The 16,817-nt window shown below is 54.7% G+C and carries 10 protein-coding genes; 4 read left to right on the plus strand and 6 right to left on the minus strand.

Going from position 1 to position 16,817, the window contains the following annotated elements; genetic code table 11:
* Positions 1 to 152: 152 nt before the first annotated feature.
* The 4 genes from FEJ81_RS19865 to FEJ81_RS19880 are packed head-to-tail and all read right to left on the minus strand — an operon-like array spanning position 153 to position 10,612.
* Positions 153 to 3,791 (minus strand): DEAD/DEAH box helicase, encoded by a 3,639-nt coding sequence (locus tag FEJ81_RS19865; protein ID WP_138246998.1) that lies wholly within the window; start codon positions 3,789 to 3,791, stop codon positions 153 to 155.
* Complete coding sequence (locus FEJ81_RS19870) at positions 3,792 to 6,689, minus strand: DUF1156 domain-containing protein (protein ID WP_138246999.1); 2,898 nt, start codon at positions 6,687 to 6,689, stop codon at positions 3,792 to 3,794.
* Between the two features lie 15 nt (positions 6,690 to 6,704).
* Complete coding sequence (locus tag FEJ81_RS19875; protein WP_138247000.1) at positions 6,705 to 7,322, minus strand: DUF7680 family protein; 618 nt, start codon at positions 7,320 to 7,322, stop codon at positions 6,705 to 6,707.
* Positions 7,319 to 10,612, minus strand: a complete 3,294-nt coding sequence (locus tag FEJ81_RS19880; RefSeq protein ID WP_138247001.1) for an ATP-binding protein — start codon at positions 10,610 to 10,612, stop codon at positions 7,319 to 7,321. Before FEJ81_RS19880 ends, FEJ81_RS19875 begins: the two co-directional genes overlap by 4 nt.
* Before the next feature lie 349 nt (positions 10,613 to 10,961).
* Between FEJ81_RS19880 and FEJ81_RS19885 the strand changes: the two genes are divergently transcribed.
* Positions 10,962 to 11,525: a hypothetical protein gene (locus tag FEJ81_RS19885; RefSeq protein WP_138247002.1), complete on the plus strand. Its 564-nt coding sequence runs from the start codon at positions 10,962 to 10,964 to the stop codon at positions 11,523 to 11,525.
* 17 nt (positions 11,526 to 11,542) lie between these two features.
* Here FEJ81_RS19885 and FEJ81_RS19890 read toward each other — a convergent pair whose 3' ends face one another.
* Positions 11,543 to 12,961, minus strand: coding sequence for an argonaute/piwi family protein (locus FEJ81_RS19890; RefSeq protein WP_229504805.1), 1,419 nt, complete (start codon positions 12,959 to 12,961; stop codon positions 11,543 to 11,545).
* Entirely contained in the window at positions 12,958 to 14,382 is a 1,425-nt protein-coding gene (locus tag FEJ81_RS19895; RefSeq protein ID WP_229504806.1) for a hypothetical protein, read from the minus strand. The genes FEJ81_RS19890 and FEJ81_RS19895 overlap by 4 nt, the downstream gene beginning before the upstream one ends.
* Before the next feature lie 112 nt (positions 14,383 to 14,494).
* Between FEJ81_RS19895 and FEJ81_RS19900 the strand changes: the two genes are divergently transcribed.
* From FEJ81_RS19900 to FEJ81_RS19910, 3 genes are all read left to right on the plus strand, one after another.
* Positions 14,495 to 15,343 (plus strand): hypothetical protein, encoded by an 849-nt coding sequence (locus FEJ81_RS19900; protein ID WP_138247003.1) that lies wholly within the window; start codon positions 14,495 to 14,497, stop codon positions 15,341 to 15,343.
* 161 nt (positions 15,344 to 15,504) lie between these two features.
* Positions 15,505 to 16,137, plus strand: a complete 633-nt coding sequence (locus tag FEJ81_RS19905) for a hypothetical protein (protein ID WP_229504807.1) — start codon at positions 15,505 to 15,507, stop codon at positions 16,135 to 16,137.
* 91 nt (positions 16,138 to 16,228) lie between these two features.
* Positions 16,229 to 16,795 (plus strand): hypothetical protein, encoded by a 567-nt coding sequence (locus FEJ81_RS19910; RefSeq protein ID WP_229504808.1) that lies wholly within the window; start codon positions 16,229 to 16,231, stop codon positions 16,793 to 16,795.
* Positions 16,796 to 16,817: the final 22 nt, after the last annotated feature.

A 16,817-nucleotide genomic window follows, 5' to 3' on the forward strand; every position in this document is an offset into this window, starting at 1 on the left:
TAGTACTAAAAACGTGACCGGGTTGCTTCCGGAATCACTCCATTTGACGGCTTCATAGCTACCTCAATCACGGTGACGTCCGGCAGTTTTGTTTGTGGAAGATTCGTCCTTCCGGGAACTTCCGGAAAGCCCTCTGCTTCTGGAAAGTGTCTCTACTCTGCAGCTGGAAGTTGGGATAACCAGTTCAGGACAGTCTGCTCTGCATCGTCGATATCTGAGACCGAGTTCGTCCCACCGAGGAGATTTTTCACACTCTCACTCGTTACAGCTGGTTCTACAACAGTCGCTTGTTTGGCTTCGGCGACCTGACTACTTCGGGTCACAGACGATCCACTCTCTCCACGCTGACCACAGACGAACTCCACATTATCGACTTCTGCTGGGGCAGCTTCGCGGACGAGTGCTTCGAATAGTGGATCCCCAGGTAGGAGCAGCCGAATCGACGGGAACTGCTCAGCAATCTCTGGGTTGAACGTCACAACAACACCGCTACCCCCTCCAAGCTCTGCCTGAGCTGTCTCTCTGAGCGAATCCGGCATTGCTACTGCATCCTCCTCCGGCAGTTCCAGAACGTATGCATCGTCGACGATATCTTCGAAGTCGTCGGCGCGGTCATGGTTCCGGAGGGCAGTAAACGACCATTCTGTCTCTTCGAGACGGTCGCTTTGCGTAAGCTGTGTCTCAATCGTCTCTAAGCTCACCAACGGTTCATACGACCGATCACCGGTCCCGATATCATCGAATGCGGGATAGCAATAGGGTTCCCACCCGTCAAGTCCGGAACTCTCGATTATCGCCTCTTTCGTCGATACCTCTTCTGGCTCACCTGCTAGCCCGGTCTCCTCGGCTTTCTCCTGGGCACGTTTTGCCCGTGAGTCCGCTTCTTCGACGACTAGCTCACTAGGCTCTCTGGTGTCATCCGACCCGGAACTACCCATAACGGCGTCTTTGATGTCCTGCTCGATGCTGTTCAGTACCGGACGCATCGGCCCAACCACGTTCTCGAACAGCTGTAACCGTCCCTCCAGTTCCTCGTAGATGTCGCCGTCGATGCTGTCCTTGTAGGCGTAGTTGATGATCTTCACGACCTCGTTCTTCTGGCCGATACGGTCGATTCGACCGATGCGTTGTTCAACCCGCATCGGATTCCACGGTAAATCGAAATTGATCAGCGCATCCGCAGTTTGGAGGTTCAGCCCCTCACTCGCGCTGTCTGTACAGATCAGGATATTGGTATCGCCGTCAGTGAAATCGCGCTTGATCGCCTCTTTACCGACGTTCACCCACTCTCCGGTAGTTTCGTCGTACTGCATCCCGCCACCACCACTGTACGTACCGACGTTTGGATGCGTGTCTGTCAGCGTCTCACGGATATGCTCGAGGGTGTCGTGATATTGCGTGAAGATGATAATGTTATCACGGGCGCTCTGACGGAGTGAGCGAATGTCGCGGCGCAGCTGCGCTACCTTCGGGTCGGTGTGGGCTTGCCTGAGATCGTCCACGAACTCTTGGAGGGCCGTCCGCTCCGCCTGAATCACGTCGGCGGCACCACGACTACTTGGCTGATAGGCGTCGAGGGATGCTTGGCCGATCGCTTCGTCGATGGTCGCTTCCGTCACTCCGGCGTCCCTACTAAGCTCGGAGACCTCCTCGGTCATGTCCTCAACCTTCTCGTCGAGCTTCTCCATCCGGCGCTGGAGGCTCTGCTTGATGGCGTGGAGACTGCTCGTCAGGCGCTGACGATACGTGGTCATCACGAAGCCTAATGCGAGCTTCTCTTTTCCTGTCAGGACTTTCTGCGACTGCTTATACGTCTCATCAATATACTGCTCTACCTGGTCGTACAACGGGGCTGCGTCACCCAGTTCGATCCGTTTTGTCTCGACATCCCGGGTCGGAACCGTATCGTCGAGGAGCCCTAGATCCTGACACTGCTCCAAGACCGCTCGAGTATTCCGGAAGATGCGGGACTGAACCGGTGTCGACCACTGAGAAGCTTCCACAAGTGCGCTCCACTCCGTTGGCCCACAGTCGAAAATGAGCGAGCGCGGATCGTCAAAGCGAGGTGAGGTTTCGCGCACTCCGACGAGTTTCTCGAGGGCTTTCCGCTGTTGAATCGACTCTGTGTCCGTCACCTCGACTAGCGCCTTCGCCTGCTCGTCGTAGCCAGGATTCGACGTGAGATGTTCGTGAATGAGTTTCCCGAACCGTTCAATTCTTGGTCGGCCTTCGTCCTCCTCCAGATCGAGCTCTTTCTGGAACTGTTGGAGAACCTGTTGCTGTCCATCAGCTACATTCTGATAGCGAGAGCCGACGGTACTGAGGCTATCTTCGAGTGCTTGCCGTGTTTCGAAGAACTCGACGAATCGGTCCTTGTCGTCCCAACCCTCTGGGAGATCGCATAGTCGAAGGAGATCGTAGAGCTCGCCAACATTCAACTGCATGGGAGTCGCCGTGAGAGCGTATAGACACCGGGAGGCCTCTTCGGCCTGTCCGAGCAGGTCGTAGAGTTTCGTCTCCTCGCGAGCACTGTGTGCCTCGTCGACGACTGTGAGGTCCCACACGCTCTCGTCGATGCGTGGGGCGACGTGTGCCTGATTACCTTCTCGGCGGGCGGTATGCCACGACTCGATTACGACGGTTGGCTCATCTCTCTCCGTAACGAACGAACCAATCGGCGTGTTCTCCCAGGCATCAGCGTCGACCGCTCCGGATGTGGGGATACGGTGATCCTCTGCGTCTCCGAGAGGACCGATCATGTAATCGCCGTCGTAGGATCGTTCGTGATAGTAGGCGTGGATATTGAAGCGGTCGAGGAGTTCGTTCTGCCACTGCTGTACCAACCCTGCAGGAACCAGAAACAGCGCCTGCTCAGCCTCTCCGACCTGCATTAGCCGTGAGAGGGTCAGGCCTGCTTCGATGGTTTTGCCGAGCCCCACCTCGTCACAGAACAGGAGGTTGTTCGGATAGATACTGACAGCGGTATCGGAGATCGTTCGCTGATGGGGCCAGGGCGTGACAGTACTGATTTCCTCTGCGAGATGGATTCCTCCCGGTGTTCGTCCGGCGACCGAGACGACACCAGCGGTATCGTCTTCGGGCACCGTCGTCTGGGGGTCGTGATTCTGGACTCGCTCGACGTGTTCCTCGAGCGTTCCATCGGTGTCCTTCCAGTCGATGAGGTCCTGGCGTGCAGCTTCGTCGAGCTCGAAGACATCGACGGAGGGGTGGAAGCCGTTCCAGAGTGCGTTGAACGTCGAGACGTCTTCCTCGACATACTTCGCCTCGCCGCGGCTCCAGGAGCGATGAACTTTGAAGCGTTCGTAGTTGTACTGCCACGCACTGAGCGTCTCGTTGATACTCCCCTCGAAGCTGATCTTGTTGCCCTCGCGATCGACACCGATGCCGAGCTTCGGGTGGAAGAGTCCGTCACCGCCTTTGGGGTCGCCGACCTTGATTTGGAGGTCGCCGCGGTCGAGGAGGGTCGCGATGATGGTGAGCTGGGACTCAACCCACGGTTCCAGGGGTTCATCTGCGTCAGGGAACATCGCTCCCTTCTCGCGCTTCTGGAGGTCGGCTCCAGCGATGACACGTACTGTTCCATCAGTCTCGAGGAGGGAGTCAACCCCTTCGAGAGCGTGTGCCAGACTACGCAGACTCAGATAGCCGGCGAGCCGGTCGTAGCGGATGACTTCGTTGAGGAATGGCCGGTAGAACGTCTCCATGAGCGTCCGGTTGGTCCGGAACTCGCTCTCGTACACCGGCTCCCACGAGACGTCCCTGAGGGTCATTTATTCGAACTCGTTGAGTGCTGCCTGATTATCTTCGTCGTCCTCTCCTCGAACGTTGAGATTGATATTGCTGATGTCGATATCGAGGTATTCGCCCGTGCGCCCCGAGAGTATATCGCGAAGGGTTTCCGCAGTTTCGTGTTCTGGGGGGAGTACCTCGAGGAGAGCGGTGACGGAGGTACGGAATCGCTCGTCATTCTTCAGGCCGCGATCGGATAGCCACTCCCAGGCAGCTTCTGGACCTTTGGTTTCGTAGACGTGAATGGCAGAGTGTACTGCATCGATTCCATAACTGAACCGTTCACTAGTCGGGTCAACCGGATACTTCCGACTGGAGACATCCTCTCCATTTTCGACACGGACGATGTCCTGCACGCGGTGGCTATGCGTTTTGAGTTGGACATCACCACTACTTTTCCCCCAGATCTTTGTGTCGCGTTTCACGTCATCGATATTGACACCAACACCGATGCCAAGCTGACGAGCTTCGTCGTATGGCATTGTATCGGAGTCGTAGATGAGCCACGAGAGGACGTACCACCGGGTGAGTCCGTCAAGGTCGTCAAAACCTTTAGTTTCCAGATAACGTTCTGAGAGGACTTCAGCAACAGCGTCACGGGCAGCAGTGAGAGCATCGCGTGGCGGAACTTCATCTCCTTTCTTGTCTACAACAGGGTAGTTGTCTGCGAACACACGTAGCGTCGGACCGAACGCTGCAATTATAGTATCTGTCTTGGTGAGGCTCAATCCAGAATCCAACAAGTCTCGCGCAGCTCCTTTTGCGGCTTCGCGGGTCTGCGACTTCACGTCTTCCCACAACGTGGCCTCGACAGCTGAATTATCTTCCTGCGTAGGCTTTCGCCCAGTAAGCAGGATGGTGCTGTCCGCGCTTTGTGTTTCTCGCTTCCCCGCCCTAACCGGCATTTCGCTCGTTATCGGGTGCGTAGCCGTGATGGTGAATCCGGATTCGATCAGCGATGTAGAGAGTGTGTCCCAAGCATCGGTCTCCTTGTGCGTGAACATGATCGTTAAGACGCCACCCGGTTCGAGACTCTTGTAGAGATCAGAGAAAATGTCAGCCATCTTCTCTTCGTAGTCATCTTTTGCAAGTTCCTTCTTGGACTTCTCACCTTCTAGACCTTCGAACCGCGAAGGGTTCGCCACGGCCTCATCGGATTTATTTGTGAGCTCAGATGCGTAGAGGTCTGGGTGGACATCGCTGAGGTAGGCTTTTTGCATCGTGTAGAATACGTCGGACAGCTGTGCGTACATGATGCTGTCATAGTACGGCGGATCCACCACTGCCGCCTGGACTTCGTTTTCTCCAACCTTCGAAGAGAGGTCTGCTGCATCCCCACAGTAGAGGTCCGCTGCATCCTGACCGGTAATCATCGCCGCGAGTTCTTCGTATGAGTCGATGACCTTCCGGGACATATCGTTGTACCCCATAGTGTCCGCTGCGAGGTTGTTGTCGCAGAAGATTCGACAGAACGAGAAGTTGCTCCCAACGAAGATCGGATTTGGATATCCTTTTCCAGTATGCCACGAGGATAGTCGGGAGTTGTAATCCACCATTTTGCTCGCGGCCACTGTGAGGATGGTGAGGATGGCTTCCGCGGTCAGATCGTCGTGTTCCGCGCGGATTTCATCAGCAGTATCGTGGAATGCTTGGCAGTACTCGTAATGGGAGACCAGCTGTCGGGGACTATAGAGATCTCGCCATTCTTCCATTCCATAAGTAGCTGGGTCAGTGATTCGACTGCTCACTTCGACTTTCTCCGGAAGGAAAGTGAGGAGATCGAAGTCGGATTCTATACGCTCTTCGGCACGCTTGAGCGCTTGCTGGTCCATTTCCTCACCAGCACGGTAGCCGGATCCTCCACGTGGATCGTCGTACTTCACTCCGTAGATTTGATACTCAAACTCATCGTTCTTTAACAAATCGCGCACCTCCTCGTACTCTGTAACTACTCCACAGTGAGGACATTCCACGTCTGACCTTGAAACCGGTCCATCAGATGGGTCAAAACTAGAATCGGAGTTCTTTGCAAGTTCTACACACTCATATGACACATCTCCGTTTTCGTAATCCGGCTTGATCGCGACGCCTTCGCCGGCGCTACGCTTGTGGAGCCACCACTTCGGTACCAACGGGACCGTCCCAGCACAGGACTCACACTGAATGTGGTACGTACAGGCTGACGCCAGCACTTCACGACCCTCCCGCTTCGTAGGGTACAGATCGTCGAGCTCCTCGCTCGCCTTCTTTTGGATTTGGTCGCGCCATTGGTAGAGTTCATCTTCGAGCGACCCGACCTCAGGCGCGTACTCCAACATCACCTTCAGAATCATCGACGGGACGGGATTCAGCTCGTTCGCGATGGTGGGCAAGCCGTAGCGGATGGACTCGAAGGGAATCACTCCGCCACCAGCAGTCGCATCTAGAACAGTCGGTAATTCACCATCCCAGGTCTCTCGCAACGAGGTATGTAGATCTGCCAGCTCGTCTTCGGTCGGAGACTGCGTAAACGGTCTCGGATAGCCGTACCACTCGCCGAGTGTCCCGTCACGTTGTCCTTCAGTCGTCTTGCGCTCTTGAACGTACTCGCTGATGTTCTCTTCTAGACCGTCTGGCCCGATCTGCATCAGCGACAGCAGTTCATCCGCACTCGTTCCCTCCTCCATTACCGATCCAAGAATCGCCAGACGAGCCGCAGGGGTGGGGCGGCGAGCGAACCACGGGTGGATGTACCGGTGCGGCGGCATGTGCTTCGGATTCGCTTCCTTGAGATTCTCAATCCCTACTGCCTTCAGGGGGAGTTCGCCCTCGATTGCCAGCGAGGTGTACTCGTCGTCAGATTCAGGTTCGGTCTCGGATGTCGTGTGGGAGTCGCTCATAATATCGAAATCTCGTTAGATGTGGTCGGCGAGCAAAACGCGAAGTGCTTTCGTACCGCTGGGTGAGGACGGCGAGCGAGCCTTAGCGTGCCAGTAGTAGCATTCACCCAGGCTCATCTGGTCGATTCCCTTTGCGACTTCACGGAGACGGTCTCGGCGTCGCATCGGCTTCATCGAACGGAACGCGATCGAGAGCCGAACACCGGCCGCTTCGGGGAGACTCACGCTTGCTGGGTCTCCTGTACAGACGGTCTCGGGATCAAGACTCAGCTCACGGAAGGTAGATTCGATGAGAAAACTCACCTCGTTGAACGCCCCGCCGCGTAACGTCGCGATACGAATCGCACACCAGTCATCCCAATCGTACGCCGCGTCATCTGCCCCGGGGAGTTCGGACGGTGAACGGTCGCCGATAATGGCCTCCTCCAGTTCGCGTACTGAGACGCTTACTGCTTTTTGGGCTCTCTCAAACCGTTCTCGTCGAGCCGTCGCGATATCACGGGGCGCCAGCTCGTAAAGCGTGATTTCGTGCTGGTCGTCGACCCGATCACGCGTCAACACGAATGTCGGTCGATTCCCGTACGCGCCGGTGGTGAAGGCGAACGAATTCCCCTCGGCGATGCCCTGGCTCATACTTGGGTCACCTCGCTGGATTCGATCACACGGATCTGCGTGTGCATCGTGACGGTGAATGCGTTGTCGACCGCGAGGAGCTCGTCCAGGAGGTCGAACGTGTCGCCATAGAGGCGGTCATCGCCCTCGTCGAACTCAATCGCGAACTCGGCTTCAGCGGTACGACCGCCATCCGGATTCGCGAGATCTTCCGGCTCCATGTTGAATCTGAGGTGGCTCGCGAAGACCTCCGGGCGTCCATTGAAATCGACTTCGAACTCCGATTTCGAGTCGGCTCCGTCGTTGGCCTCATAATCGAAGTCCATCATCGTGTCCTCCGCGAAGTCCTCATCGTTGCTGAGTTTGTTTGCAGTGAACCACGCGCCCTTCCACGCATCGGCCCCGTCCAGATGGATCCAGACGCCTTCGACGATGGGCGTCAGTTCGTCAGGGTGTCCGTCGTACTCCTCGCGAGCGCTGGTAAGTTCGTCCGCGATGTCAGCCCGCATTTCCTGTAGGGCCCGAGAGACGTGTGCGGGCTCGGAGGTTCGAACTTCGATGAGTTTACTGAACGGCTCAGGTTCGTCATCGCCACCTGAACCGCCGCCGCTACTGCCGCCAGTCCCCTCATCATCGTCGTCAGTAGTCTCGTCCTCTTGCTCTTCGTCTTCGTCGGGTTCCTCCCATTCGATCTCACTCCCGACGTCGTCGACCAGCTCATCGAGCGAGGTGTAGAGTGTGTGCGACTGCGAGAGCTTCACGTCCTGATAGCTGAGGCCTGCGTGCAGATTCTTCGCGTCGTCGAGTTCGTGATCGGTCGCCGTGAGCGTCGTCTCGGGCGTGTAGTACCCGGTCTTCTGCTCCTCGTCCCAGTAGGCGTACCCGTCTTCACGGACGAGCCGGGCGATCGTCTTTCGCAGGGGGATGGGGGACAGGAGAATCTCTGCATCTTGGCGCTTCCCGAACTGCTCTTCGATTGCTCTCGTCGTCATCGAGGTCGAGCCGACGTTCCAGATCGTCGCCTCGAACCAATCAACACCGTAGGCGTCCTCTCCTTCGGGGATGATCGCGCCTGCTTCATCGAGCTTCTCGATGACACTCTGATGGATGGTGCTGTCGGTGGTGACGTTCCGATGAGCCAGGCCATCTCCAGTCGGGAAGTAGAGATGCGTATACGCCTTTTTGATGTCCTGATCGAGCGTGCCCTTCGCGCTATCGAGGCGTTCACCGAGCTTGTCCTGCTGTTCGGTGTTGAGCTCGTACTGGTCGCCGAGATTATTCTGGATGTGTTTGATGGCAGCGACGCGCTCTGCGGTCCGCTTCGCGTCAGTTACGTCGTTCGCGCTCGCTGCGAGGAAGACGACGTTGTTCTTGAACACCCGTGGCGTCTTCTGTCCGCCACTCGACGATGCTGTATTCTTGAACAGCGTTTGGATTGCCTCGGGGACGGTCTCGTAGTCCGTGATGGTGACCGTATCGAAGTCCATCACGCACAGATGCGCTTCGTCGGCCGTATCCGGGATCTCGTGTGGCTCTTCCGGTCCGACAATCACATTCAGACTACCCTGGCCGAGCGCCTCGTCAAGGGCTTCCTCGAGATGCCGTCGGGCGAGCCCGTCTTGCAGCTGCTCGACGACGGAATCGATGAGTTTCGTGAGGTTCGGCTCTGACTTGAACTGGATCTTCTCACCGTTGTCTCCGTGCAGGTAGAAACACGCAGACCGACGTCCCTCTCCAAGGAGGTTATTGAGCGCGTCGTCGTAGTGCGCGAGCTCGACTTCGGTATTGGCAATCGCGTGTCGAAGAGGCCGGCGTGTAGTGCCGCGCCCGTCGGCGCCCTTCACGATGCTTTTCCAGAGGATTGCCGTCGTCAGATGTGTTCCGAGTGGGGGGTGTCCGTTCTTGACCCAATTCCGGTCCTCTTCCTCTGCGTTCGCCGTGCCATCTTCCGAGAAGATGTCGGCTTTGATCGCGGCCTCGAAGTCCATGTCGACCGACGAGAACAGCCGGAGAAGTGTCGAACGAACGTCCCCGTCGGAGGGATGCATATCGAATAGGCGGACGAAGTGGCGTTCTTGGTAGTCGCTCTGGTGCTGCCAGAGGCGGTAGACTGCGCGGGAGAGGAGCTTGAGCGCACCACGAGTGCGCTGGAACGACGGGAGGGAATCCAGTTCCTCTGTGAGTGTATCGATGACCGTCGGATGAATCGGGTAGCTGTCTTCGAGGCGGTCTCGGTGTTCCGGGTTCGTCGCACTGTCGGGGAAGGAGTCACGATCACCCGTGTAGAGAGACATGTAGGCATCAACTGTCGCATCGCGCCCATCTTCCGCGACGCTCTCGAACAAGCGGTGTCGCAGGACAGCGGCAATTTCGTTGTCCTCCGTCGGCGTAATGGAGCCCTCGACACGGTCGCTGATACTGTTGAACTCAGAGATGGTCTCGGAGACGAGACCACGGACGTCTTCGGCTTGGTCGGCGAAGGCGGTGTCCGCGATACTGAGGACAACAGTGACCTTGTCGTTGTTCTGCGTCGCGGACAGCAGCGACATCAGGAAGGTATTCGTCTGCTTCGCGAGCGTCGAATCTCCGATTTCGACAGCGGCAGCTTGCTCGAGATATGCGGCGATCTCGTCGATGAGGATGAGCGATGGATTGTCGTTCCGCTCGAAGAGCCGCTCGAGTTTGGTCGTTCCTGGAGGCGTTCGGTTCTCGTCGTTTTCGCGTAGGAATTCGTAGCCTTCCCGCCCGAACAGCTGGTAGGCCATTTCGCCCCACATCGTCTTCGTCGCGGGGGCGTCAGGGTCGTCGTAGTTCGAGCGAGCGTCCTCGGCGTCGACGTGTGTGCCCACGAAGACGGCTGAGTTGACGTCGAGACCAAGTGCAGCGGCGTCAGTATACTCATCGGCGATGTCTTGGTCGAGGATGAAGTCAGACAGATCGGGGACAGCACTCGGCGATTCTGCGAGGTGATACGCGGCAATCTGGTTGTGGGTTTTCCCGCCACCGAAGCTGGTGTCGAGTCGGAGAATGCCGTTCGTGCCGGTGTAGTCGTCGTTATGTGCGCCGACGAAACGGGTTGCGAGACGCGTGAGAAGCTCCTGCAGACCGCTAGTGGGGTAGGTTTTCTCGAAGAAGAGTCGAGGGTCCGCGTAGACATCAGGAGCGTCGTCGCTGTGGGCGACGTCCGCGAGGCTAGCCGCGAATTGGTCCTCAGCGAGTTCACCGGTGAGAACGTCCTGGCGAGGTTCGCAAGAGTCGAAAATACTCGGCGGGCGATTCGTCGTGCCGGTGGTTGTGGGCGTATCGCTCATTCGTTTGTAGAGGTAGTTTCGTTGGCGCGTTCTTTGAGGAGCGTCTTGATTACTGAATCGAGGGACGTGTGGTCTTCCTCGTCCTTAATCTCCTCTAGCTGTTCTTTCGTCCAGTCCTGTACCCGTATCATCGGCATAATTGTATCACGAAATGTCCACTTCCCTGAGTTTCCTGCATAGTAGGTTATCAGGGTGTATACAGACAGTTGACTTAGTCATTTGGTATTTTAAAGAGGAGTTTAGTGTAACAGGTCTGGAGTTCGACTATGATACGCCCCTCTGGCCAATCTGACGTCCAATCCGCCAACTATTAGCCATCTCTTTGTAGCTCCGATCAGACTCGGACAATATGCCGAAGCCCGATATCGAAGTCCTCGACGACGGCGACGCCTATCCATATTCGTCGCATATCAGCGTAGCAGGTACAGAACTCCAGCTGGGCGATCTTCTCCTCGTGTTTGATTCTCCCGACGACAATGGTGTCAGCTTCTTCGAGCGTGTCTATGGGTTTACTTGGCCGGGAATTATCACTCATGTCGTCGATGGGCCGGTTCCTGCTGAGTTCCACAATTTCGAGGATTTTGCTGCGGATCTCGACAGCGGGAAGTTCGCGGTCGCCAGCAAACGCGAACAAACGAGCTTCTTCGTCGACGAAGACACCGTCCGCACTATCACCCTCTACCGATACCAGTACCAGGGCGGGTGGCAACCGATCGTGATTGATGAGCGACGAGATCCACTTGAGAACACCTCCTTCAATGAATCAATTACTCTCTATGAGGATGGAGAGCAGGTAATTGAAGAACTACTCGGGACGAGTTCCCCTGAAGAGAAGCAAGAGGTTGAGCATATCCGCGAATTTCTGCGGTCTGCTGGTTATCAGCTAGATCCAATCTCTGATTCAGACGAATAAGCCTCTCACTCACCGATTCACATATAGTAGAAATACTGTGGCCGAACCTCTGAAATGGACTCAGTATCTACTTCGGATAGGATTGTACCGACACGCTTTGCAACACTCACGGTTGCTGGCATCCGAATTGCGTAGTCCGATGTATTCCAGTCGAGTTTTGTGAAAAAGAGAATCTCCTTACAGATCTCTAACGAGGGTGTCTCACAAATCTCGTCAGGTCGGATCTCAATCGGTGATGGTACTCCACTCCCCTGATAGGTCGTCTCTTCCGGGACATATCCGGATGTGTAGAGATAGTGGACGTCGTCATCAGGGACGCTCAGGAGGGTTCCCCGCATGGCGGGATAATCCGTAGGTGGGAACAACCTGACCTTTGGCCGCCTACGAACCCAGACTAGATCTAAATCGCGAACACCGTCTGTGGCATCAAGCAACCCTTCACGTTCTTCTTCCCAGAAGACAGATGGCTTATGAAGGACGAACCGGCTGGGACGTGTCCCTTTCTGAGCTTCGTAGTATTCCAGAATCTGCTCACCTACCTGTCTAGCCGCCTCATATGAGAGGTGGGGAGACCCATTCTCGTCCTCGGTGATATCCGGGAGTGGATCGCTCTGAAGGATAATATGGTCCCGTCCGTGAAAGACGTGAGCAAGAGCAGCTCGAATTACATCATCTCCTTCGTCTCGCTCTCTGTAGAACGAGAGCCCTGCGTAGCAGTGCCCATCTTCGATCTGCCGAGTTTTCCAGGGATGCCCTCGTTGAGACTTGTATAGAAGTCCAACTGTGAGATTCCAGGCCCGAGATGCTCGCTGTCGGTCAGTACGGATCGAAAGTGTGGATGGCTTAATCAGTTGTGTGGGGATTCGAGCCTCCATCCCGATCAGTTTGATTCGATTTCGCAGATCAGAACCTTCCGACTGGATTCGCGCATGGTCTTGGTTCTCAGGAGTACACGCGTCCATCACTTCTTGCGGAATACAGACGATGATTGCGTTCGGCTGAACCGAATCCCGTTCGATTATCTCTATGTCTTTCCGCACTAGCTTCAGGAATCGCTCCATCCGATCTCTGGGGGTCGATTTACTCGTAACAGATTGGATGTCTCGTCGACGAATTTGGCGTCTCCAGCCCTTTTTTGCATTAATAGAGAGATTGAGCGGGGAACTCTTACCTAGCCCGGGATAGGGAACCTGCCACGGATTATCACTTGTTCCTGGATGGATCCCGACCTCCATATCATGAAGTAGTTCGGTCAACCGGCGGATTGAATCTCGATCGCCGATAATCCCGAGTTTGATAGTATGGTGTCCTTCCTCATAGAGGCGTGGACCATATCTGATAAGGCCTCGTTTGGGAGAGGTTTCAGTACCTCCTTCAAACTGAATCTCTGGCTCCTCGAGGTGACGAAGCGTGAACGGGGTATCTTGGGGCGTCATTGTTCAATTCCACCTGTGTTTTCGAGATCAGAAGCTGACTCGATGAGCTCATCACGTTCGTCTCCGTCTTTGGGCGGGCGGACATTGAGGGACAGCGAGTCAACTCTGGTTACTTCGAGTTCCTTTACGACGGGTATCTTTTCACCCATAAACCGGTCAAGCTGGGTCTGATCCGACATCAGCAACTCTTCCCAGACACGCAGTTGGCGGTCGTACTTACTATTCTGGGCGTGGAAACGATTTGGCGAGAAGTCGTTTTGGAGCCGTGATTTACGCTCGCCTGTTACAGGTCGACGACCATCTGAAGTGAAAACCTGTGTGGGTAGCAGAACGTAGTAGTATTCTCCCGCATAGCGCCGTACTCGTACTTTGACACCGCGGTGGATGACATCGGGGTAGGAGTCTAACTCCTTTGCAACCCATGATCGACCTAGTTTTCGTTCGGTACCGTGCTGTCTGCGATCCAGTTCCGGGTATACGGTTGTTCCTTTCTCACGGTCGATGAGACAATCGTTGTCTCTTGCAACGAGAGTGAAAATCCCCCTGAGAAGGGATCTTACGATGTTTTCACGCTCCTCTTCTTGAGCCCGCGTTCGGAGGAACTCCTCGAACTCTCGCGTTTCGAAACGGTCCTCGTGTATGTAATGACGAGTAGACCCCGGAAGATGGTCCGGATGAACGAGCGAATATAATTTCCGCTCGTGAAGCTTGATGGGGAACGCTTCGTTGTTGTAATTATAGACGCGAGCAGATTCGGCTTCCTCTGTCGTCTCTACGATGTACAGTGTCTCTGGGTAGCGGGTTACCTGAAACAGATTCGTCGCATATTCTGTTTCCTCAGAAACCGGTTCATACGAATGAAGATATGGTTCGTACTGGAACCGTTCTGTTTTCTCGAACTGATGAGCTTGTTGACGGAGGTCGTCGTATGTACCTACGAAAACATGGGTATCGATAGCAAAATCTCGGAACTCATCTACATCAGTATCATCTAGCCGATCTACGACCTCATCGTTAACGCTGTCTTTGAGCTTTTCGTAGAAGTCGACCAGTTTCTGATTATCGGTGACATCACGATCGAACAGGGCTTTCCAGAGCTGGTCATTAGAAAGTGTCTCCGTAAAAATATAGAAATCAAACCGGTGGGGTTGGGGTTGTTTGATATATTCGAGGAAATACCGGGCCAATTCGTCTCTAAAATCGTTCGGGCTGAGGCCTGTGGAATACGCTTTTGCCTCGGCTACCACTTTATCGCCCGTAGCTTTGTTCACAAACTGAATATCGTCAAGCGTGGAGTGGAAAGCTGAATCCCGCTCAACCATGTAATTCAGCCCTTCCATGTACTCAATGACGACTTCCTTATAGTCCTCCCCGCGTCGCGCTGTCCCTTCCCGCTCTTTATATAGATTGTAGATGGGCACGATGTATCTCGTTACAAGGAAGTCTCGTGTGAATTACTTTTCCCTCAGTCGTTGGATAGTCTACTGGGACCCGACGGTACTTCTATAAAACGAGCGGTAGATATTGGATATAATGAACCGCGAGGACTTGGGAACGACTCTGCGCCTCCTCAATCGCGAACGTGGGGCTGCGGATGCGCTGCCGAAAAAGTCGCTTCACAAGCTCCTCTATCGTGTTGACGTCAAATCTGCCGAGCAAAATTTGGACATCGAGATTCCGTATTATTGGTATCTCTTTGGTACCGTCTCTCCAGCCACGCCCTCGACTGTCCCCTCAGCGAGTATTAACGAGCCCGGACTTGAAGATCGCCTACGTTCTGTTGTCTCAGAGGCTCTCTCTGAATATTACGAACATGGATTAGAATGGCTCACAGACCGAATGTATGATGATGCGCCGTATCAGGTTCAGCGGGATTTTCGGGAGCTAGATAAGAAAATACGAACGTTACATATGGAGTACCACGATTTCTTTGAGGTTGACCCAAGCAGAGAATCAGTACTCAGCTCCGTCCACGACACTTTTGAATCATTTCCAAACGACCGATTTCCGGAGTACGATCGACCACTAATCAAGTGGTATAACTCGGTCACTCGAGAACTCCATTCTCATTCTCCTGATCCCTCCAGATTGATGACGGTGAATGTAACGTTCTGGCGTATCTTTGCACTCGAGCTTGCTCAACGGCATGCCCAGGGAATGTCTCCGGAAGAGGTTCGTGGGAACCTCGGTATAACCTCGTTTGAGGAGGCTCGGAGTTCTGCGATTCAGAAACTTGACGAATTCGAAGAGGAAGACCTTGATGCGAAATTTTCTGGATTACCGACTGAACTCGAATCTGAACGGAGTGCAGCTGACGAACTTGTTGCTCCGATTCTTGAACGCCGGGGAATTGCGCACGAAGATCTCCATCCGGGCCAATGACTCGATACTTCGTAGACACTAACGTCCTCATTGGACTCACGTTTTCTCACGATCGGTGGGCCGTAGAAGCAGAGCGTATCCTAGACGGTCATAACACGCTCTTCACGAGTGAGTTTGTGATCTACGAGTATTGCAGCCGTCCACAAGGAGCGCCTCGAGTTGTGTCTGACCCCGATCAGCTACAGGTTGACCCTGACGATACCGATGGCGTGTTCGGGACCGTTCTTGAAGACTTTCAAGAGAACGTCGAGGATAATATCCCAATGTACAACCGAGAAATCGATTTACAGCGCTACGATGGGCTTTCCTTTGAGAGGATCTTAGAGATTTTCTTCAATAATATTGAGGTTCGAAGTCAGGCCAAGCCACACTTTGTTCGACACTTCCAGGACTACTTCTCCTCGCGTGAAATCACCCCACGGAATGCGAAACGGTGTGTCGAAGATCTTCGAGATCGTGTTCTCCACGACGCAAAGGAGCGGAAAGACGCACTAATGGATGCTGTCCACGTCATGTCGTCAACTTATGACGATCAGGAGCGCGCTCGCGGTCTAGTCAAGGAGCACATCGGAATTCGGGAGTCCCGGATTCCTCCAGTAGACTCTCAGTGGCTTCTTGACGCAATAGGGCTTGCAGAACGCGATATGCTTCAGCGTATTGTGACCGGAGATAAGAAAGACATTGTCCGATATCAGCAACAGCTGACGTCATTATTTGATGTTTCAATCCTCTATATTTTGGATGAGTTTCATACGCGTTCCCAAGTCGGTCAGGATTCACACGAGATCCTCTGATTACGCAACGACTGGTAAGAAGGTACACTGTCGCCGGAGCTGAGGTCCACTCTGACAGGAAGTACTTATGGGTGCCCTCCGGACGAAGCGTATGGGACTCTTTGAGACCTTATTTAGCTCATCCACTGGGGATACTGTCCCTCAGGCACAGCAACCGAGTCAGCACGAAATCTTCCCCGAGGACAAGTACAATGTCGCATACGCTGTAGCCGCTCGGCGTGAAGAAATTCGGGCGTTAGAAGGCCTGCTAGAAGCGGATCAGACCTCACCTACCGCCCTGGAGGCTGAGCCTTTCCTTCAGGATATAATCGAAGAGATGGAGCGGGATCGGGAATACTCCCTCCGCCTTCGCACCTCTGGGGAGGAGCTCGTCGACGATATCCGTGAACTCATAGAGCATTGGGACAATCAGGTAGATGAGCAGATAGGGACGATTTGGTGGCCTATCGGAGCAGATACGAGGTTCAGGTTGTACCTCCATTATCTGGAACTCCGTGCTGACGCGGAGGATGACCAATTTTCGTTCCCGGAGTCTGCTGGACAGGTTCACACTCTCGTCCAGCGTGGTCTCAGTGCAATAGAAGATGATGACGACTCGAAGCTCGCTGTAGTCCATAAGCGAGACATTCCTTGGGAAGAACCAGCTGAGGACAGCTGATCCAGTTCGCTCCTTCTCAAAG

It is taken from the genome of Natrinema versiforme, from assembly GCF_005576615.1.
Classification (GTDB): Archaea; Halobacteriota; Halobacteria; order Halobacteriales; family Natrialbaceae; genus Natrinema; species Natrinema versiforme_A.

Excerpts from the sequence above, each read along its gene's own strand:
- FEJ81_RS19890 (WP_229504805.1), bottom strand. The coding sequence starts at position 12,961 with ATGACGCCCCAAGATACCCCGTTCACGCTTCGTCACCTCGAGGAGCCA.
- FEJ81_RS19875 (WP_138247000.1), bottom strand. The coding sequence starts at position 7,322 with ATGAGCCAGGGCATCGCCGAGGGGAATTCGTTCGCCTTCACCACCGGC.
- FEJ81_RS19870 (WP_138246999.1), bottom strand. The coding sequence starts at position 6,689 with ATGAGCGACTCCCACACGACATCCGAGACCGAACCTGAATCTGACGAC.
- FEJ81_RS19880 (WP_138247001.1), bottom strand. The coding sequence starts at position 10,612 with ATGAGCGATACGCCCACAACCACCGGCACGACGAATCGCCCGCCGAGT.
- FEJ81_RS19910 (WP_229504808.1), top strand. The coding sequence starts at position 16,229 with ATGGGACTCTTTGAGACCTTATTTAGCTCATCCACTGGGGATACTGTC.
- FEJ81_RS19865 (WP_138246998.1), bottom strand. The coding sequence starts at position 3,791 with ATGACCCTCAGGGACGTCTCGTGGGAGCCGGTGTACGAGAGCGAGTTC.
- FEJ81_RS19900 (WP_138247003.1), top strand. The coding sequence starts at position 14,495 with ATGAACCGCGAGGACTTGGGAACGACTCTGCGCCTCCTCAATCGCGAA.
- FEJ81_RS19885 (WP_138247002.1), top strand. The coding sequence starts at position 10,962 with ATGCCGAAGCCCGATATCGAAGTCCTCGACGACGGCGACGCCTATCCA.